18 protein-coding genes are annotated in these 17,527 nt (G+C 42.0%); 16 read left to right on the forward strand and 2 right to left on the reverse strand.

From position 1 onward, the window contains the following. Positions 1-316: 316 nt before the first annotated feature. From KSMBR1_RS12430 to KSMBR1_RS12475, 10 genes are all read left to right on the forward strand, one after another. Positions 317-655, forward strand: coding sequence for a hypothetical protein (locus KSMBR1_RS12430; RefSeq protein WP_099325620.1), 339 nt, complete (start codon positions 317-319; stop codon positions 653-655). Position 656: 1 nt separating this feature from the next. Continuing rightward, the gene (locus KSMBR1_RS23515; protein ID WP_419470091.1) at positions 657-863 is read left to right on the forward strand and encodes a type II toxin-antitoxin system HicA family toxin; all 207 of its coding nucleotides are present in this window, start codon (positions 657-659) and stop codon (positions 861-863) included. A 206-nt stretch (positions 864-1,069) separates the two neighbouring features. Then, positions 1,070-1,357, forward strand: a complete 288-nt coding sequence (locus KSMBR1_RS12440) for a hypothetical protein (RefSeq protein WP_099325622.1) — start codon at positions 1,070-1,072, stop codon at positions 1,355-1,357. Then, the gene (nuoH, locus tag KSMBR1_RS12445; protein ID WP_099325623.1) at positions 1,350-2,348 is read left to right on the forward strand and encodes an NADH-quinone oxidoreductase subunit NuoH; all 999 of its coding nucleotides are present in this window, start codon (positions 1,350-1,352) and stop codon (positions 2,346-2,348) included. The genes KSMBR1_RS12440 and nuoH overlap by 8 nt, the downstream gene beginning before the upstream one ends. Next, complete coding sequence (locus tag KSMBR1_RS12450) at positions 2,345-2,764, forward strand: NuoI/complex I 23 kDa subunit family protein (protein ID WP_099325624.1); 420 nt, start codon at positions 2,345-2,347, stop codon at positions 2,762-2,764. The genes nuoH and KSMBR1_RS12450 overlap by 4 nt, the downstream gene beginning before the upstream one ends. An 18-nt stretch (positions 2,765-2,782) precedes the next feature. After that, positions 2,783-3,292 carry an NADH-quinone oxidoreductase subunit J family protein gene (locus tag KSMBR1_RS12455; protein ID WP_099325625.1) on the forward strand — a complete coding sequence of 170 codons (510 nt, stop codon included), beginning with the start codon at positions 2,783-2,785 and terminating at the stop codon, positions 3,290-3,292. Between the two features lies 1 nt (position 3,293). Continuing rightward, complete coding sequence (gene nuoK, locus KSMBR1_RS12460; protein WP_099325626.1) at positions 3,294-3,596, forward strand: NADH-quinone oxidoreductase subunit NuoK; 303 nt, start codon at positions 3,294-3,296, stop codon at positions 3,594-3,596. A gap of 7 nt (positions 3,597-3,603) precedes the next feature. Further along, positions 3,604-5,532 carry an NADH-quinone oxidoreductase subunit L gene (nuoL, locus tag KSMBR1_RS12465; protein WP_099325627.1) on the forward strand — a complete coding sequence of 643 codons (1,929 nt, stop codon included), beginning with the start codon at positions 3,604-3,606 and terminating at the stop codon, positions 5,530-5,532. A 732-nt stretch (positions 5,533-6,264) separates the two neighbouring features. Beyond that, positions 6,265-7,848, forward strand: coding sequence for an NADH-quinone oxidoreductase subunit M (locus KSMBR1_RS12470; RefSeq protein ID WP_099325628.1), 1,584 nt, complete (start codon positions 6,265-6,267; stop codon positions 7,846-7,848). 180 nt (positions 7,849-8,028) lie between these two features. Then, positions 8,029-9,474 (forward strand): NADH-quinone oxidoreductase subunit N, encoded by a 1,446-nt coding sequence (locus tag KSMBR1_RS12475; protein WP_099325629.1) that lies wholly within the window; start codon positions 8,029-8,031, stop codon positions 9,472-9,474. 370 nt (positions 9,475-9,844) lie between these two features. Here KSMBR1_RS12475 and KSMBR1_RS12480 read toward each other — a convergent pair whose 3' ends face one another. After that, positions 9,845-10,498 carry an ExeA family protein gene (locus tag KSMBR1_RS12480; RefSeq protein WP_099325630.1) on the reverse strand — a complete coding sequence of 218 codons (654 nt, stop codon included), beginning with the start codon at positions 10,496-10,498 and terminating at the stop codon, positions 9,845-9,847. 105 nt (positions 10,499-10,603) lie between these two features. On the opposite strand from KSMBR1_RS12480, the gene KSMBR1_RS12485 reads away from it, so the two are divergent. The 6 genes from KSMBR1_RS12485 (at position 10,604) to KSMBR1_RS12515 (ending at position 16,898) form a co-directional block, all read left to right on the forward strand. Further along, positions 10,604-10,894, forward strand: coding sequence for a hypothetical protein (locus KSMBR1_RS12485; RefSeq protein ID WP_157820572.1), 291 nt, complete (start codon positions 10,604-10,606; stop codon positions 10,892-10,894). Positions 10,895-11,210: 316 nt separating this feature from the next. Continuing rightward, positions 11,211-13,121: a DUF3413 domain-containing protein gene (locus KSMBR1_RS12495; protein ID WP_099325633.1), complete on the forward strand. Its 1,911-nt coding sequence runs from the start codon at positions 11,211-11,213 to the stop codon at positions 13,119-13,121. A 207-nt stretch (positions 13,122-13,328) separates the two neighbouring features. Continuing rightward, on the forward strand, positions 13,329-13,703 hold the full coding sequence (locus KSMBR1_RS12500; protein ID WP_099325634.1) for a hypothetical protein: 375 nt from the start codon (positions 13,329-13,331) through the stop codon (positions 13,701-13,703). Positions 13,704-13,898: 195 nt separating this feature from the next. Next, complete coding sequence (locus tag KSMBR1_RS12505) at positions 13,899-14,447, forward strand: CPBP family intramembrane glutamic endopeptidase (protein WP_157820573.1); 549 nt, start codon at positions 13,899-13,901, stop codon at positions 14,445-14,447. Between the two features lie 215 nt (positions 14,448-14,662). After that, positions 14,663-15,826, forward strand: a complete 1,164-nt coding sequence (locus KSMBR1_RS12510) for an RCC1 domain-containing protein (RefSeq protein ID WP_099325636.1) — start codon at positions 14,663-14,665, stop codon at positions 15,824-15,826. 145 nt (positions 15,827-15,971) lie between these two features. Then, complete coding sequence (locus KSMBR1_RS12515) at positions 15,972-16,898, forward strand: 3'(2'),5'-bisphosphate nucleotidase CysQ family protein (RefSeq protein WP_099325637.1); 927 nt, start codon at positions 15,972-15,974, stop codon at positions 16,896-16,898. Positions 16,899-16,922: 24 nt separating this feature from the next. Here the strand turns inward: KSMBR1_RS12515 and KSMBR1_RS12520 are convergent, their stop codons facing one another. Further along, positions 16,923-17,324, reverse strand: a complete 402-nt coding sequence (locus tag KSMBR1_RS12520) for a response regulator (RefSeq protein ID WP_164995544.1) — start codon at positions 17,322-17,324, stop codon at positions 16,923-16,925. Positions 17,325-17,527 lie beyond the last annotated feature (203 nt).

A 17,527-nucleotide genomic window follows, 5' to 3' on the forward strand; every position in this document is an offset into this window, starting at 1 on the left:
ACTCCTTGGCGGATTCAGGTCTGCGACCTGAACCAATGGGTTTATATGTTAACAACGCTTTGTGCGAACGATGACGGGATCAACAATATAAAATTGAAGAAATTATGGGCAAAAAATGGGTTGCGTGGTGGACAGAAATCTTAATTATTGTAACACTTTAGTTTTTTGAAAAATTCCAATAATCGCAGTGTAGGGGCGAAGCATTTGCTGTAAATTGTCATAAATGCGTTCATGCCCAAACGAGCAAATGCTTCGCCCCTGCTTTTTCAAAAAACTAAAGTGTTCATAATTATCAGGCAAGAAAAGAGATAAAAATATGGGAAAAACTAAAATTACTAATGAACAGAAGCCACAATTTGTTCAAGGTATGCCTTTGCTTAATATTTATATTATCAAAGATAACGGAAAATATATGGTTAAATGTCCGGAACTGGACATAGTAACCGAAATGGATACCGCAGAACAAGCCTTAGATGCTATTTTAGAAATAATAAGAGAATATTCAGAAGATTACAGGAATCGTGAAGAAATATTTATCAAAAGCCCTAATAGGTTCCATCATAAGCCTTATGTCGATAAGGTCCTTGAATGTAAAGATAAATGGGAACTATGCGAACTGATAACGGTTAAATATGGCCATATATACATACGATGATATGCGGTTTGTACTTAAGAGATTGGGTTTTAATAAGATTAGAAGCCAAAAACATGAGACATGGGAAAGAATTACGGATGCGGGGACCGTATTACAGGTAAGATTAAGCCACAAAGGTAAACGAGATATATCTAAAGGGACCTTTAATGAGATGTTAAAACAAGCAGGTATTGATAAAAAAATGTTCAGAGATTTACTAAAAAAATAATACAAAAAGGAAAATATACCATACTAAAGAAAATATGCATGAATATTGTGCCTATTTTCTGTGACGGCAGGTTTCTCCTGTTGCCTGAGCGTGAGAGACAGTCAGGAGGAAACTCCTGACTGCATGGGGGTATAAAATGTGGGGTTCAAATTACAAATTTGAATCCGCGATAATCCGGATTTAAATGCAGTATTGAGGTTTTATACATGGCGAAAAAAGGACAAACGTTTTTCTGCGAGATATGCAAGCAAAAGGTTGTTGTTGTTGACGGAGGTTTTGGGGTGCTTGTATGTTGCGGCAAGGAAATGACCCTGGTTGGGAAGAAAGATATGATGTCTGTCTGGACGTCTGCGCATAAGTCTCCTGAGGAGGGAAGCGGGGTGCACTTTATCTGCGGAATATGCGGACAAAAGATAAATGTGATTTACGAAACGACTGGGATATTGGAATGTTGCGGACAAAGAATGATGATGGAAGAGGTTTCAAATGGATAGAAAGCTACTCATTTTTCTTATCATTGCATCCGTTAAGATTTTCATTGTCTTTAATGTAGTGCAACTAATGATTGTCTCAATGATCTGGTTTGAACGAAAGATATTGGCGCACATGCAGGTGCGTCTCGGCCCGATGCGCGTAGGATTCCATGGTATACTGCAGCCTATTGCAGACGGCATAAAGCTTTTGTTTAAAGAAGATATTATTCCCGCGAAGGCGGAAAAAATACTTTTTGTGCTGGCGCCGGTAATGACTTTGATCCCCGCGTTGTGTACGTTTGCCGTTATTCCCTTTGGAGGGGTAATCAATGTATTTGGACATCGTATAGATATGGTCATTACCGATATTAATGTGGGAATCCTTTATATTTTAGCGGTTTCTTCAATGGGTATTTATGGCATTGTTATGGCAGGCTGGTCATCGAATAATAAATATTCGTTGTTAGGGGGGATACGTTCCTCCGCTCAGATGATAAGTTACGAGTTAACTATAGGCCTTTCTCTCATTGGGGTTATCATGATGACCGGATCGTTGAGTATGGTGGATATTGTGAATGCCCAATCAAAAATGTGGAATCTTGTTTGGCAGCCTTTAGGTTTTCTCATCTATTTGATAAGCGCTATAGCAGAAGTAAACCGGTGCCCCTTTGATATCCCGGAGGCGGAGACAGAGCTTGTGGCAGGTTACCATACGGAATACAGCAGTATGAAGTTTTCCATGTTTTTTATGGCGGAATACGCAAATATGATAACAGTGTCTGCCATTGCGGTAACATTTTTTCTCGGCGGCTGGCATGGGCCGTTTTTGCCGGGGGTTGTTTGGTTTATGCTGAAATTGTCCTTCTGCCTTTTTGGTTTTATCTGGCTGAGGGCAACATTCCCAAGGCTTCGTTATGACCAGTTGATGCATTTTGGGTGGAAATTTCTGCTGCCACTTTCATTGTTTAATATTTTAGTAACAGGACTTATCATGGTTATTCGAGGACTATGATTTTACCGTTAGTGAAAGGTCTATTACTTACGTTAAAACGGTTTTTGAATCCGTTTACGTGTGTCACCGAAAGCTATCCTGATGCGAGGCCAAGGCTTGCCAAAAGATTCAGGGGATTGCCGGAACTGCAAATCGGTGAAGATGGGCGCGAAAAATGTGTTGCGTGCGGACTGTGCGCCAAAGTATGCCCTTCTCAGTGTATTTCCATAGAGGGTGCAGAGGATGAACAATTCAGAAGGTATCCGTCGATGTATGAACTGGATTCTTTCCGGTGTATATTTTGCGGTTTTTGCGAAGAGGCATGCCCTGAAAGGGCCATTCTTCTCGGGGACGTTTTTGAACTCGCCACTGACAAGAATAGCGGCGTTTTAGATAAAGAAAAATTACTGGAATCTGCCAGAAAAAGAAAATTATAGCATGGTAATTAAACTATAATGGAACCATATTTATTTTATGTAATGGCGGCGACTTCTGTAGTTGCGGCGCTCTACCTTATATTTGAGAAAAACCCTATATACTGCGCTTTATATCTGGTTTTTTCCTTTTTGAATATAGCGGTGCTGTATGTTTTGCTTGAGGCGCAGTTTATTGCCGCAGTGCAGATAATCGTATATACAGGGGCGATTATGGTCCTCTTCCTCTTTGTCATCATGTTATTAATGACGAACAGTGAACAAAAGCAGAAAGATGGCCTGCCTTTTCAGCGGATACCGGCAATGGTTCTGGGTCTCGTATTGCTTATTATTATGGGGTTGACGATCAAATCAAAGCTATTCCAGGGCAGGGAAGGGATTTATACTTCCGCAAAGGTCGAAAGCATAGGGCATACACAATTAGTTGGCAAACTATTATTCACCGATTACCTTTTGCCGTTTGAAATGACCTCTGTTTTATTATTTGTGGCCGTTATCGGGGCTATTATATTAGCGAAAAGGAAACAGTAATATGATTACGCTGACTCATTATTTAATTTTGAGCGCTATATTGTTTTCAATCGGGGTTGTCGGAGTACTTATAAGGAGAAACGCAATCATAATCTTTATGTGCATAGAGCTTATGCTGAATGCGGTAAATCTGTCGTTTGTGGCATTTGCCCATTATCTGCACTCTATGGAAGGGCAGATGTTTGTATTTTTTTCCATGACGGTTGCCGCTGCTGAAGCAACGGTTGGTTTGGCCATAATTATTGCAATATTCAGGAACAAAGAAACCGTTGATGTCGATGACATGAATATCATGAAGTGGTAGGGGGCCTATGCTTAATCTGGTTGCATTCATTTTGTTATTTCCCTTAATTGGTTCCGCAATTAACGGGTTTTTCGGCAGACGATTGCGTAAAGAATCGGTAGGATATATCGCCTGCGGGGCAACAGGCCTGTCCTTTTTCATTTCCGTAATTGTTTTCTGCGGACTTCTTTTCTTACCGCCGGAAGAACGTCTTTTTGAAAAACACCTGTTCGGTTGGATTCAATCCGGATCATTCAATGCAACAGCCGGGTTTCAGGTAGACCCTTTGTCCGCCCTGATGATTCTTATTGTGACTGGTGTTGGATTCCTGATTCACATCTATTCGATAGGGTACATGCATGAAGACAAGGGATATCACCGCTATTTCAGTTACCTTAACTTATTTACCTTTTCAATGCTATTGCTTGTACTGAGCAACAATTTCCTCCTCATGTTTGTTGGTTGGGAGGCGGTTGGGCTATGCTCTTACCTCCTTATCGGATTCTGGTTTGAGAAGAAATCCGCTTCTGATGCAGCGAAAAAGGCATTTGTCGTTAACCGCATAGGGGATTTTGGCTTTGCATTGGGCATTATGCTCATCTTTCTGACGTTTCACAGCATTGATTTCACGGAGGTTTTTAGTGCGGCGTCTCACGGGAAATTTGCCATTGGGAATATAACGATAACATTCATTACACTCCTCTTGTTTATGGGTGCGGCGGGAAAATCTGCGCAGATACCCTTATATACATGGCTGCCTGATGCAATGGAAGGCCCCACTCCGGTGAGCGCCCTTATACATGCAGCAACGATGGTAACGGCAGGTGTTTATATGGTTGCAAGGTGTAATGTTCTCTATATGTTGTCCCCTTTTACCATGACCGTGGTTGCTTGTATAGGGGCTGCCACGGCGTTGTTTGCTGCTTCAATCGGGCTCATGCAAAACGATATCAAACGCGTTTTGGCGTATTCAACGATCAGTCAGTTAGGTTATATGTTCCTTGCCTGCGGTGTTGGAGCGTTTACGGCAGGCGTTTTTCACCTTATGACGCATGCATTTTTTAAGGCGTTGTTGTTTCTCGGTTCTGGAAGTGTCATTCATGCCATGTCCGGCGAACAGGATATGAGAAAAATGGGTGGTTTGAAAAACCACATTCCGGTTACCTATAAAACATTTTTGATAGGCACAGTGGCTATTGCAGGTATTCCGCCTTTTGCGGGATTTTTCAGTAAGGATGAAATATTGCTGGAGGCGTTTGTACGGGGAAATATTATTTATTGGTCTATAGGTGCTGTTGCAGCGTTTTTAACGGCATTTTATATGTTTCGCCTGTTGTTTATGACGTTTCATGGAGAATCACGTGTCGATCCTCATGTGAAAGAACATTTGCACGAATCTCCCAGGAACATGACGACCCCTTTAATAATACTGGCAGGTCTTTCCATAATAGGCGGTTTTTTCGGGATACCTGGTGCAAGCGCCTTGAATCATTTTCTATCTCCAGTGTTCGGAGGACATGGTCATGGGGAAATGCACGGCTCTGAAGCAGGCGGACATCATGGCGGGGGGCTTCCCTATCTTATGATGGTGGTCTCAACCCTTATTGCTGTCGGGGGTATTTGGCTTGCATATCAAATGTATGTGAAAAAACAGGCACTTCCCAAAAAGCTGGCAGAACGGTTTGCGTTGCCTTATAAAGTCTTGTTAAACAAGTATTATATTGACGAAATATATGACGCCGTATTTGTCAACCCTGTGAAAAAGATCTCTGTTCAGTTATGGAAGCGGGTTGATGCGATGATGATTGACGGTTCAGTAAACGGAATTGCACGTTTCTTTGTCGGGATAAGCAATGTCTTTCGCCTCTTTCAAACAGGTTATGTGCGTAATTACGCATTTTATATTGTGGTTGGATGTATTTTTATTCTCATACTGACGACGTGGTTAAATAAATGAGGTTTGTGGCAACAATTTCGTGCCGTGAAAAATTAAAAATGCCTGCTCCAAAGCTTCGGTTTGGGGCACAAGCCAATGTTTGACGGAAATGTTTACGCTGAATAGTTAGTGTGTAAGGCGGATTAGGGGTACATTTTGATTGTTAAACCCGTTCTTATACAAAAAAAAGGAAACAGAGAAAATGAAATCTATATATAAAATTACCATTCCAAAACGTATCACCGAAGGTGAAGAGCTTATAGTGATTCGCCGCCAGGAATATGATTAGCTAGTAAAACGTCTTGCTGAAGTTAAGGATGCTTTGGCTAAGATAAGGAACAGGTACAGAAGCTTGTCTTGCTAATCCCGGAAGAGAGTATTAAAGAATACAAAAATGCTGCCCAAATAAGGAAGGCGTATATGAAGGCTACGAAAGATTTTCATCCGGCATAATAAATGTTAATTCATAAAACTAAAGATTTTATTGAAGAATTAGCAGGATTGCCCGCTGAGATAGGAAAATTTTATAGAAAACAGTAGGCTATTTTCAAGAAAAATTGGCTCGATCAAAGATTGCATACAAAAAGGCTTAAGGAGTTTTCTGGAGTTTATTCTTTCTGGATTACCATCCGTTATCGGGCATTATTTTATTTCAGAGATGCAGAAGCAGTATTCTTTTCCGTAGGTCATTGAAAGGATATTTATAATGAGTAAATCTAAAAAGGGTTCGTATAATAATACCGGAATGTTCAAATGAATTTGCCAATTCTTACATTAATTACTTTTCTTCCGATTGTTGGGGTTCTCTTAATCCTTTCATTCGATTCCCGGCATAAAGAGTTGATAAGGGTAACGTCCCTTCTTGTCTCTGTAGTCACATTTCTGATTTCTGTTCCGTTATATTTTGCCTTCGATGCGAACACGTACGATATGCAATTTGTCGAAAAATTGCGATGGATACCTTCATTTGGAGTTTCTTACCATCTTGGCATCGATGGAATCAGCCTTTTCATGGTGCTTTTGACGACCTTTATTACTCCCATTGCCATTTTTGCGTCATGGAATGTAAAACGTAACGTGAAGGAATACATGATTGCCATGCTGGTGCTTGAGACGGGTATGGTCGGAGTTTTTGTTTCTCTGGACGTATTTTTATTTTATGTGTTCTGGGAACTTATGCTGATACCCATGTATCTCATTATTGGTATCTGGGGTGGGCAGAGAAGGATTTATGCCGCAATAAAGTTTTTTGTCTATACAATGGCAGGCAGCGTATTTATGCTGCTGGCGATAATCGGATTATTTTTCCTGAATCATAAAGCAACGGGAGAATATACGTTTAACCTGCTGGAATTTTATCGGCTGGATATTTCCTATGCCGTTCAGTTCTGGCTGTTTTTGGCATTTTTTCTGGCCTTTGCCATCAAAGTGCCAATGTTTCCCTTGCATACATGGCTGCCGGATGCCCATGTCGAAGCCCCGACTGCGGGGAGCGTCATCCTGGCGGGTGTTTTACTAAAAATGGGCACGTATGGATTTATCAGATTTTGTCTGCCACTCTTCCCGGAGGTAAGCCACTCGTTTATCCCGGTTATTTCATGGATGGCCATCGTTGGCATTATCTACGGGGCGCTTGTTGCAATGGTACAGGACGACCTTAAGAAACTTGTAGCATATTCAAGCGTAAGCCATTTGGGGTTTGTTATGCTGGGCATATTTGCCTTTAATATTCAGGGCATTGAAGGCGGCATTACGCAGATGATAAACCATGGACTGAGCACGGGTGCTCTGTTCCTTATTGTCGGGATGCTTTACGATAGAAGGCACACGCGTTTAATCTCTGACTATGGGGGATTGACGAAACAAATCCCCGTTTTTGCCATCCTGTTTATGATTGTTACGTTTTCTTCAATAGGCCTTCCCGGTTTAAACGGTTTTGTCGGCGAATTTCTGATCTTGGTGGGGGTGTTTAAATCACGCATTTTATACGCATCAATTGCTACTTCCGGAATAATCCTTGCCGCTATATACATGCTATGGATGTTTCAAAGGGTTATGTTTCACAATATTACCCATGAGGAGAATAAGACGTTGAAAGATGTGAGCAGCCGTGAATTGGCTATTATGATTCCCATTGTGCTGATGATATTCTGGATAGGCATTTATCCTAACTCATTTTTGAGAAAAATGGATAGTTCCGTAAAACATCTTCTGGAACAGGTGGAAAGGAAAGTGCCTGTTGTGTTTAATATGCAAAAACAGGAAACCCATGATACGCGGCATGGCAGGAGTATTCCTAAAATTGATATCGTTCCGGAGAACGAAACTGAATGGTAGCAGCGGGGCAACTTATCAATAAATTGAGGCAAACTACCCCATTTGCTTCCTATACTTTCGGCGAATACTGTATAATCGGCAACCGGCAATCTGCAGTTTGCAAATTACAGACGACAGAAATTATTACAAAAACCTTTTTTTATGAATTAAGGTGAGTTTTCCATGCCAGGTATATCGATAATGACATTTAACATCTTAAGCATCCTGCCGGTTCTCGTGCTTGCAGGTTTCGGGATGATAGTGTTGATGATGGATGTTTTTTCATCACGGAAAATGGGAGAAAAGAATTTTCTGGCGTATCTCTCTTTGATAGGAGTAGTAATAGCCGCTATTGTATCCAGAAGTTTTACCGGTACTACCCTCTTTTCTTTCTACAGCGTTTATACAATTGATAACTACGCCCTCTTTTTTCAATTTGTATTCCTGCTGTGCGCCGGACTCACCATCCTTATCTCCAAAAATTATGTTCAAAGAGAAAACATAAACCATGGGGAATATTATACCCTGATATTGTTTTCCACCATTGGCATGATACTCATGGCCTCAGGTGCGGATTTGCTGAATATCTTTATCGGCCTGGAGATTATGTCGATAAGTATTTATATCCTTGTCGGCATGAAACGGACAAGGCTCACGTCAAACGAGGCGTCATTAAAATATTTTTTGCTTGGGGCATTTTCAACCGGCTTTTTATTGTACGGTATTGCAATGGTGTACGGCGCAACGGGTACGATAAACCTGCGGCAGATTGCCGTTTTTCTTGCGGGTAAAGGAAGTGTGGTAGACCCTCTTTTATTAGCCGGTATGGGACTGCTCATTGTAGGGATAGGGTTCAAGATTGCATCCGTACCCTTCCATGCATGGGTGCCTGATGTGTATGAAGGGGCGCCCACTGCGATAACGGCATTTATGGCGATTGGGCCAAAGGCTGCAGGATTTGCCGCTTTTATGAGAATATTTTTTACCGCCTTTGGTCAGGCACACCATGATTGGGAAAAGGCTATTTGGGTACTAGCGGTACTCACCATGACAACCGGCAACATTATTGCGTTAGCGCAGACAAACATTAAGCGCATGCTTGCCTATTCCAGCATTGCACATGCGGGATACCTTCTTATTGCTTTGGTAGCCGCAAACAATATGAGTGTATCGGCAGTGTTGTTTTATCTCCTGGCGTATTTGTTCATGAATATTGGCGCGTTTGCCGTTGTCATTGTAGTAAGCCAGAAGGAAGATAGTTTCCTGAAGATTAGCGATTTTAACGGTTTAGCCTTTAAGCATCCGAGGCTGGCAATTGCCATGACGCTCTTTTTACTTTCCATGGCCGGAGTTCCGCCTACTGCCGGTTTTGTAGGAAAATTTTATATATTCAGTTCCGCCATAAAATCCGGCTACGTGTGGCTGGCCGTTATCGGAGTGATAAACAGTGCCATCGCCGTTTTTTATTATTTAAGGGTAACGGTAGCAATGTATATGCGCGACCCGGAAAGAGAATTTCAGCCACTCACCCTTTCCCCCTTCATCTTTGTCGCAATAGTCATATCAATCATCGGCACTATCCAACTCGGTATCTTTCCCGCGAAAGTGCTCGAAATTGTCCGGCAGTCTGTTCTGATTTTAAGATAGATACTTTGCAACCGGCTGATCCGCATTAAAAACACTGCTACTGCAGAGATGGATAGTAGCACAGATTAAAAAATTCACCATCGGTAGGGGGCGTTCCTTGTGGTTACCCATTACAATAGACCAATAAAGAAATAAATTCTGGCAAAGCATAAAATTCAAAACAAATACAAGACATCCAACTTTCTTATCAAAATGGTGGCGTTATTGAATTCAGGGCAGAGTGGGCAGAGGAAGCGGAAATAGCCTTCGGAGCATTTATGAGGTATGGAGAGGACGTCAGCGATGAGTCGATCGATGGGGATATCGTTTCGTAATGAGCGCAAGAGTTGAGGGGAAAAGAGACTGGCCATGGCAGACCTTCTTAAAAAGATTAAATTTCAGCAAGAGCCTGATGGAAGATATCCTGGGTAATTTTCTGTGATTGTCTGATGGAAGCGTTAATCAGGCAGGCGGTGGAAATGGCGTTGATTTGCCTGGGGATGCCGGCAGAGAACTCATGGATCAGGTCTTTGACATCTGAGTCAAAGATTTTATCAGATGCGCCGGAAGATTTCAGATGGAAGTCTATGTATGCAGCGGTTTGAGTTTTAGTAAGGGGATGGATGTGGTAATGTACCGGGATGCGTTGTGCGAAGTCGGCATGGATGTCTCTTTTGAGGATATATTTGAGGTGTTCCTGCCCCGAGAGGATGATTTTGAGATGAGTGGAAGAATCAAGCGGAGAGCTGACAAGGAGTCTGAGGTCTGTGATGGCGTCGGTTTTCAGGAGATGAGCCTCGTCGATAACGATAATGGGAGTGAGATTTGAGAGCAAGGATTTATCCATAATTTGGAGGAAGAGCCGGTCTTTGGTGTGTTTTGGTATTTCACCGGGCTGTGAGACGATTAAGGAGAGAAGGCTGGATGATTTTAGGTGGGTAAAATGGAGGTAGATGGGGAGAAACAGGTTTTGGGGGATTTGTGAGAGGAAGAGTTTGAGGAGTGTGGATTTTCCGACTCCCGTCTGTCCGTAGAGGACCGCGATAACACTGAATAGTTATAATCATCTTTTTGAGTAAATACAAACTGTATTACAAGAGGAGAAGAGCCGATCGCAGATAGAGATATATTTTAAAGTATTAAAGAGCGGTTGCAAGATAGAAGAGCGCCAATTGGAGACAGCGGAGCGTATCAAGCCGTGTATTGCTCTTTATATGATAGTGGCATGGGGGGTATGTTTGTTACCATGTTTGTAAGGGAATGCCCGGATTTGCCTTGTACAGCACTTTTAGAGGATGATGAATGGAAACCCGTGTATATGATTGCCAAAAACGAAGCTCCACCCGAAACCCCGCTATCGCTCGGAGGCTTTACCGTAATGGTACCAAGTCTGGAAGGATACTTAAATCGCAAATGCGATGGCCCACCAGTAAATTTTTAAAATCAGGTTTATTTGACTATAAGCCACAGATTAGGATAAGATTAAAAAGTTTTTTTATGTTTGCTAATCTGCAAAATCTGCGGAGAAAAAGTATTTTCAGGTGAAAGCTTCTGTATAATATTTTATATTTTTTGGCAGTAACCGTCATCCTGAACGGCGAGACCAGAATATCTCTTTCTTACGAATTGAAAAGGTTGGTTATGAATTTTTCGTGGCTACATGTATCGGTGCGTTGGATTATTTTTGTAAAGACCGAAGCGGGAGCAGTCCTCATTGCTGCAGTGCCTGTCTGCCTTTTTACGCATTCGGGGAAATCATGAAGAACAACCTGAGCGCAAAAAGAGTCTTATGGAGGTACTTTACTCTTAGTTACATCGCAGTACTTTTCAACACCCTGTTTTATCTGAAACAGATCCATTATAATGACACGGTCACGATCCTCTTTGGCCTTTCGATGTATCTCTTTTACAGTTTTTTGTACCTTTTCTTAGTATTCATTCCCGTCTTAATCCTTGAGATACTTGTACGAAAGGTGTTGAAAAGGCATGATCGATCACTTGTCAGAAAGCAGTGCCTTGCGGTTATTTTTGGAATTACCATCGTGTTGTTTACCTTGGTGCAAATCCTGATTTTTACCGACAAGCAACTCTTTCAACTCTACCACTTTCATATCAACGGCTTTGTCTGGAACCTTATCACCACACCGGGCGGTATAGAGTCGCTTGGCAGCAGCGATTCAACCCTTATCAGTGTTGTAATGATCTTTGCCGGATTTTTTGCCCTGCAGGTGGCGCTTTTTGTCATGGCCAGGTCTGGGGTTTTGCAAAGGGTTTCTTTCGTCTCGTTAAAATTTCGCTATCAAATATTATTTCCCATTTTTCTGATTTTTCTTTTCGGCTTTCAGTCCTTCACATACGGTATTTGTCATCTGCAGGCCAAAAGTGCCGTTTTGAGTGCGTCAAATGCCTTTCCACTCTATATCCCGGTCACCTTCAGGAGTTGGGCCAAAAAATTTGGCATTTCACCGAAAAGAACAGTTCAACTGAAGTTCAATGAAAATGAAAATGATCTCCAGCTCCATTATCCTTTACAATCAATGCAATACACCTGGGATGCTCCGGACTATAACATCGTGTGGCTTGTTGCTGAATCATGGCGGGCAGACATGCTTGACCATGAGATCATGCCGCAAACTATGGCCTTTGCGAAAAAATCAACGTGGTTTCTCAACCACTATAGCGGAGGCAACGGCACACGAATGGGTCTTTTCTCAATGTTCTACGGACTCTACGGCAATTACTGGTTTGAATTTTTGCATCATCGAAAAGGCCCTGTATTAATTGACAGGCTTATTGACCTCGACTATCAGATGGAGTTGTTTACCAGCGCAAAATTTTCTTATCCGGAGTTTGACAAGACCCTCTTTGTCGATATCCCCTCGAAAAACCTGCATGAATATACCAAGGGGCTGAGCGGTTGGGAAAATGATCGCAGGCATGTAACGGCAATGATCGATTTTTTAGAGCACAGGGAAAAAGGCAGGCCTTTTTTTACATTCATGTTCTTCGAATCGCCTCACGCACAGTACTATTTTCCGGAAGAGTCGATCATCAAAACCCCCTTTCTTAAAGACATGAACTATGCAAGGATGGATCTTGAAAATGATATAACGCTTATAAAAAACCGTTATATCAACTCATGCCATCATCTTGATTCACAACTCGGCAGGATAATACATTATTTGGAATCAAATCAACTGCTTGAAAAAACCATTGTTATCATTACGGGCGACCATGGTGAGGAATTTATGGAAAAAGGACATTGGGGACACAACTCCGCCTATACGGAAGAACAGATCCGGGTACCTTTAGTACTCTGGCTGCCAAAGGGACAGCCTCAGCTCGTTACAAAAATGACCAGTCACCTGGATATCCCCGCAACCATAATGCCTCTCTTCGGTACGACAAATCCTGCGAGCGACTATTCGCTGGGACACAATCTCCTTGAACCTACCGGGCGAACATACACTGTTGTTTGCGATTGGGATAGTCTTTGCTATGTTAACCATGACTACAAGGCTGTTTTCCCGCTGCAATCGTATAATTTTCACAAACAAACCACTACCACCAGAACAGATCAGGAAATAGCAGACAAAAAAAGATTCTTTACGTCATCTAAAAACGATCTTGCACTTTTGATGACGGAAATCAATAAATTCAATCAATAAATTAGGCCTCCGGCAATTTTTTCATGTAGAGCGAAGTGTCATTTCACTCGTGACGAAGCAATCGTTTCGTCCTACAACATTGAAATTCCTAAACGTTAAATTAATGAGAATAGCTCCGCTATTTCAAAAGCGGTTCTCTCCATGGGTAAGTATTTTATTCCTTTTTCTTATGCTACTATTCCTTGGTTTTGAAGTATACGCCATGCTTTGGTATCACTTCAAAGGACACGAGGAGCTATCCCAGCTATCCGGAAATTTTTTGCACGTCAGAGAAGAATTGATAAGGGAAAAACCGAAGGAAGAATTCCGGTTTCCGTTATCGGCGATACGAAAAGTGCGGGCACCTTTGAGAAGATTGCCAGGGAACTGCGCGAAGAGCCCTTATCGTTCGTTGTCTTTCCCGGAGATTTTGTGCGTAGAGGCACAGAAGGAGAACATCGTTATTTCAAGGCGGAGTTTGCAGCCGAATTTGCATTTCCCTTTTCAGCATCTTTTCTTAATAGAATACTTTTCGCAAGCGTTGTCTGGTTAGGTATTGGGGTCGCCTCCCGACTATTGACGATGTTTGCACGCAATGCATAGTCAAATGAATCTGTTTTCCGAAAAACACCACAGACAAGAAATGTTGTATCTGACAGTAGATTATGGTGGAATGACATTAACAGAAACAGAGCAAAGGTAGTGCAGGGGCGAAGCATTTGCTGTAAATTGTCATAAATGCATTTATACCCAAACGTGTAAATGCTTCGTCCCTGCTTTTGCACGAGTGATTATGAAATGAAAAGATCAAAATTATTATTCTTTATTTTTATTACTGAGGGTTTTGCATTACTGTTGGCACTGGTTCTTGCAAAATATCTAAGAATTCAATTGTTGCCTCTGACTGAAAATATTTTACGTGATACTTTCACTGGCACTATTGGGGCTGCTATTCCTTTCTCTATCTTTGTGCTTCTTCTTTCGGAAAAATCGGGGAAGATGCCTTTCGCAAATTCACTGAGGCAAACGATACTGCATGACCTAAAACCTCTGTTTTCTCATTTAACGCTCCCTGATATGTGTATAATTTCTCTTTTAGCGGGATTTTCCGAAGAATTACTGTTTCGGGGAGTACTGCAAAATAAACTTGGCATTTTTGCAGCAAGCGTGATTTTTGGGCTACTCCACTTTATCTCACCGGCATATTTTGTTATTGCATTTTTAATGAGTATATATATCGGATTTTTATGTTACTATTTACAAAGCCTGCTTATCCCCATACAAATACACTTTGTTTACGATTTGTGCGCATTGATCTATCTGAAACATTTCAGGAGGTTTAAATAAAGGCAACACTATTTAGTTTTTAGAAAAAAATCTGCCGATAAGTGATAGGATTTGTAGTGCGACGAACCTGGTCGTACTACATTGTTGGAATTTTTCAAAAAACTAAAGTGTTACGAAAATTGAGACAAATATTTTCGATCAACAAGGGTGGCACGGACAAACTCTGTTTGTCCGTGTCATCCTTGCAATGAATTTTATTTAAAAGGAATACGATTATGAGAAATATTTTTTCCCATTTTATCTTCTCCGTATGTAAACTGTTTTTGTGCCTGGTTGTTGTGTTTCTCGTTTCAACACTGGCGGTCAAAACTTCCTTTGCTGTTCAGGTTGCGCCCAAAATAGCGGCTGGCGCATTTCATACCCTTGCGCTAAAACCAGACGGCTCTCTCTGGTCGTGGGGAAAAAATGAATACGGCCAACTTGGTGACGGCACCATCAAAAACAAACATTCCCCCGTGCAGGTAAAACACCTTAGCAGTATTATTGTAATCGATGGAGGAGCGTGGCACAGTATTGCTTTAAAATCCGATGGAACAGTGTGGGCATGGGGAGGAAATTGGGCGGGTCAATTAGGAGACGGTTCCTATAAAAGCAGCAACATTCCTATTAAAACAAAAGAATTAAGCGGCATTATCGCCATTTCCTGCGGAGGACAACACAATCTGGCGCTAAAATCTGATGGAACGGTATGGGCATGGGGCATTAATGACAAGGGACAGCTCGGCATTGGCGATGCTAAAAACCAACAGATTCCCATCCGGATACCAGGACTAAACAATATTGTTGCTATTAGCGCCGGGGGGTATCACAGCCTTGCCATTAAATCTGACGGGTCACTGTGGGCATGGGGCTCAAACAATATGGAACAATTGGGTGATGGAAGCGCTACCAACAGGTGTAGCCCTGTCCATGTAAGCAATCTTCGCGACATCATTGCCGTGAACGGGGGAGGCGATTTCAGCCTTGCATTGAAATCCGACGGCACAATCATGGCATGGGGGTCAAATGGCTTGAGTCAATTGGGCGATGGAACAACTACAAACAGAAACACACCCGTTAACGTATCTGATGTACGGGATATCATAGAAATAGCTGCTAAAGGGAATCATAGCCTTGCGCTTACCATTGAAGGCAAGGTTTGGGAATTTGGCAGCATAGGAGCGACTCCCACGGAAAAAGAAGTTACATTGCCTGCCTATCGCCCTGTTTTAGTAAACGAGATAACCGATGTTATTGCAATAGCATGCGGAGAATTCCACAATGTTGTGCTTAAAAACGACGGCAGTTTGTGGGTGTGGGGCATAAATAATTTTGGTCAATTGGGAGATGGCACTGTCGGCAGCAAAACAAAACCCGTTTTGATCTGCAAATGGTATTGAAGAAACATTCCCGTTGGCAGTCTACTGTCGGCAAATTGCAGATTGTGGACTGTGGGCTGGGCTAAGCCATGAGTGGCCGTTTACTGGGAACATATGTCGTCATGTATAATTTACAACGCACAAACCTTTCTTTTTATAAAAGACTATGAACACTATAAAATATTCCCAACATCTTTTCACCGCTCTTTCCGCCGCCGGTAAAGCGGGACGCGCAATCTTAGAAGTGTACTACACCGATTTTGCAGTTGAGCACAAAGACGATACATCTCCTTTGACGCTGGCAGACAAGCATTCGCATGAAGTTATTACAAAAGACCTGAAAACCCTGACTACCGGCAATAATTCCGGCAATGCCAATGCTGTCTCCTCACTGCCTGTATTAAGTGAGGAAGGGAAAGAGATACCCTATACCGAGAGGAGATACTGGGAATCTTTTTGGTTGGTTGATCCGCTTGACGGTACCAAGGAATTTATTAAGAGAAACGGCGAATTTACCGTAAACATTGCCCTTATCCATAAAAACAGGCCTGTTTTAGGTTGTATTTATGTGCCGGTCAAGGATGTTCTTTATTTTGCATGCGAAGGATTAGGGGCATATAGGCGGGAAAACAATCAAGGCATAGCAAATGTTTTATCATTAAAAGAACTTGTTGATAGTTCGGAAAGATTGCCATCACGCCATACTCATAAAAAGAATGTTGAAAACAATCGTTCCCCGGACGAAGATGGAATTCATCTGACGGTTATCGGAAGCCGTTCACATCCTTCGGAGCAATTTGCAAAATTTGTGGAAAGTTTGCGTGGTGAAGGGCGGAAAATTGAAATCATCTCCGCAGGGAGTTCTCTGAAATTCTGCCTTTTGGCTGAGGGCAAGGCGGATATTTACCCAAGGTTTGGCCCAACAATGGAATGGGATACGGCGGCAGGACAAGCAATTGTCGAGCAGAGCAATGGGAAAATAATGGATGCAGAAACCAATATGCCTTTGAAATATAATAAGGAAAATCTGGTCAACCCGTTTTTTATAGGAAGGGGAGAAAATAGTCCCTTCCCGCCCATTACAGGGCAATAGTTACCAAAATTCTTAACCTTCATGCTATGTACTCAGGATTTCGCTTACTTTATGAAATAATTTATCAGGAATTATCGGTTTTTGCAGAAAATATACTCTCCCATCCTGGAGGTCTTTGTTTGTTAAAATATTTTCTGAATATCCGCCCATAAATAATGTTTTAATATCGGGTTTGATTTTTTTAATACGGTCATATGCATTCCTGCCATTCATTCCCGGCATCATGACGTCGAACAGCAGCATATCAATGCAGCCTTTATGTCCCTCAAATTTATTTACCGCGTCCTCACCGTCCACCGCGGAAATCACCTTGTATCCCTTGTTTTCAAGCAGTTTTTCCATTATTTCCCTCACGGCATATTCATCTTCGGCCACAAGGATTGCTTCCGGCTTTTCGCTGCCTGCGGCATACATTGTTTCCGGCACGTCTATTACCACTTTTTTGCAAAATGCAAAGAAATTACTGATAAGGTATTATTGTATCAAACGATCGCTCACGGTTCACTAAATTATTGTCGTCAAAATCAATGGATATATTGTTGCAGAAACATCTGCCTCCCGACGCATCCGTTCACATTCTATTTCCACGAACGGCGACCGGACTTCCCGCTACAATAAAGAATTGCGGC

It is taken from the genome of Candidatus Kuenenia stuttgartiensis (assembly GCF_900232105.1).
GTDB lineage: Bacteria > Planctomycetota > Brocadiia > Brocadiales > Brocadiaceae > Kuenenia > Kuenenia stuttgartiensis_A.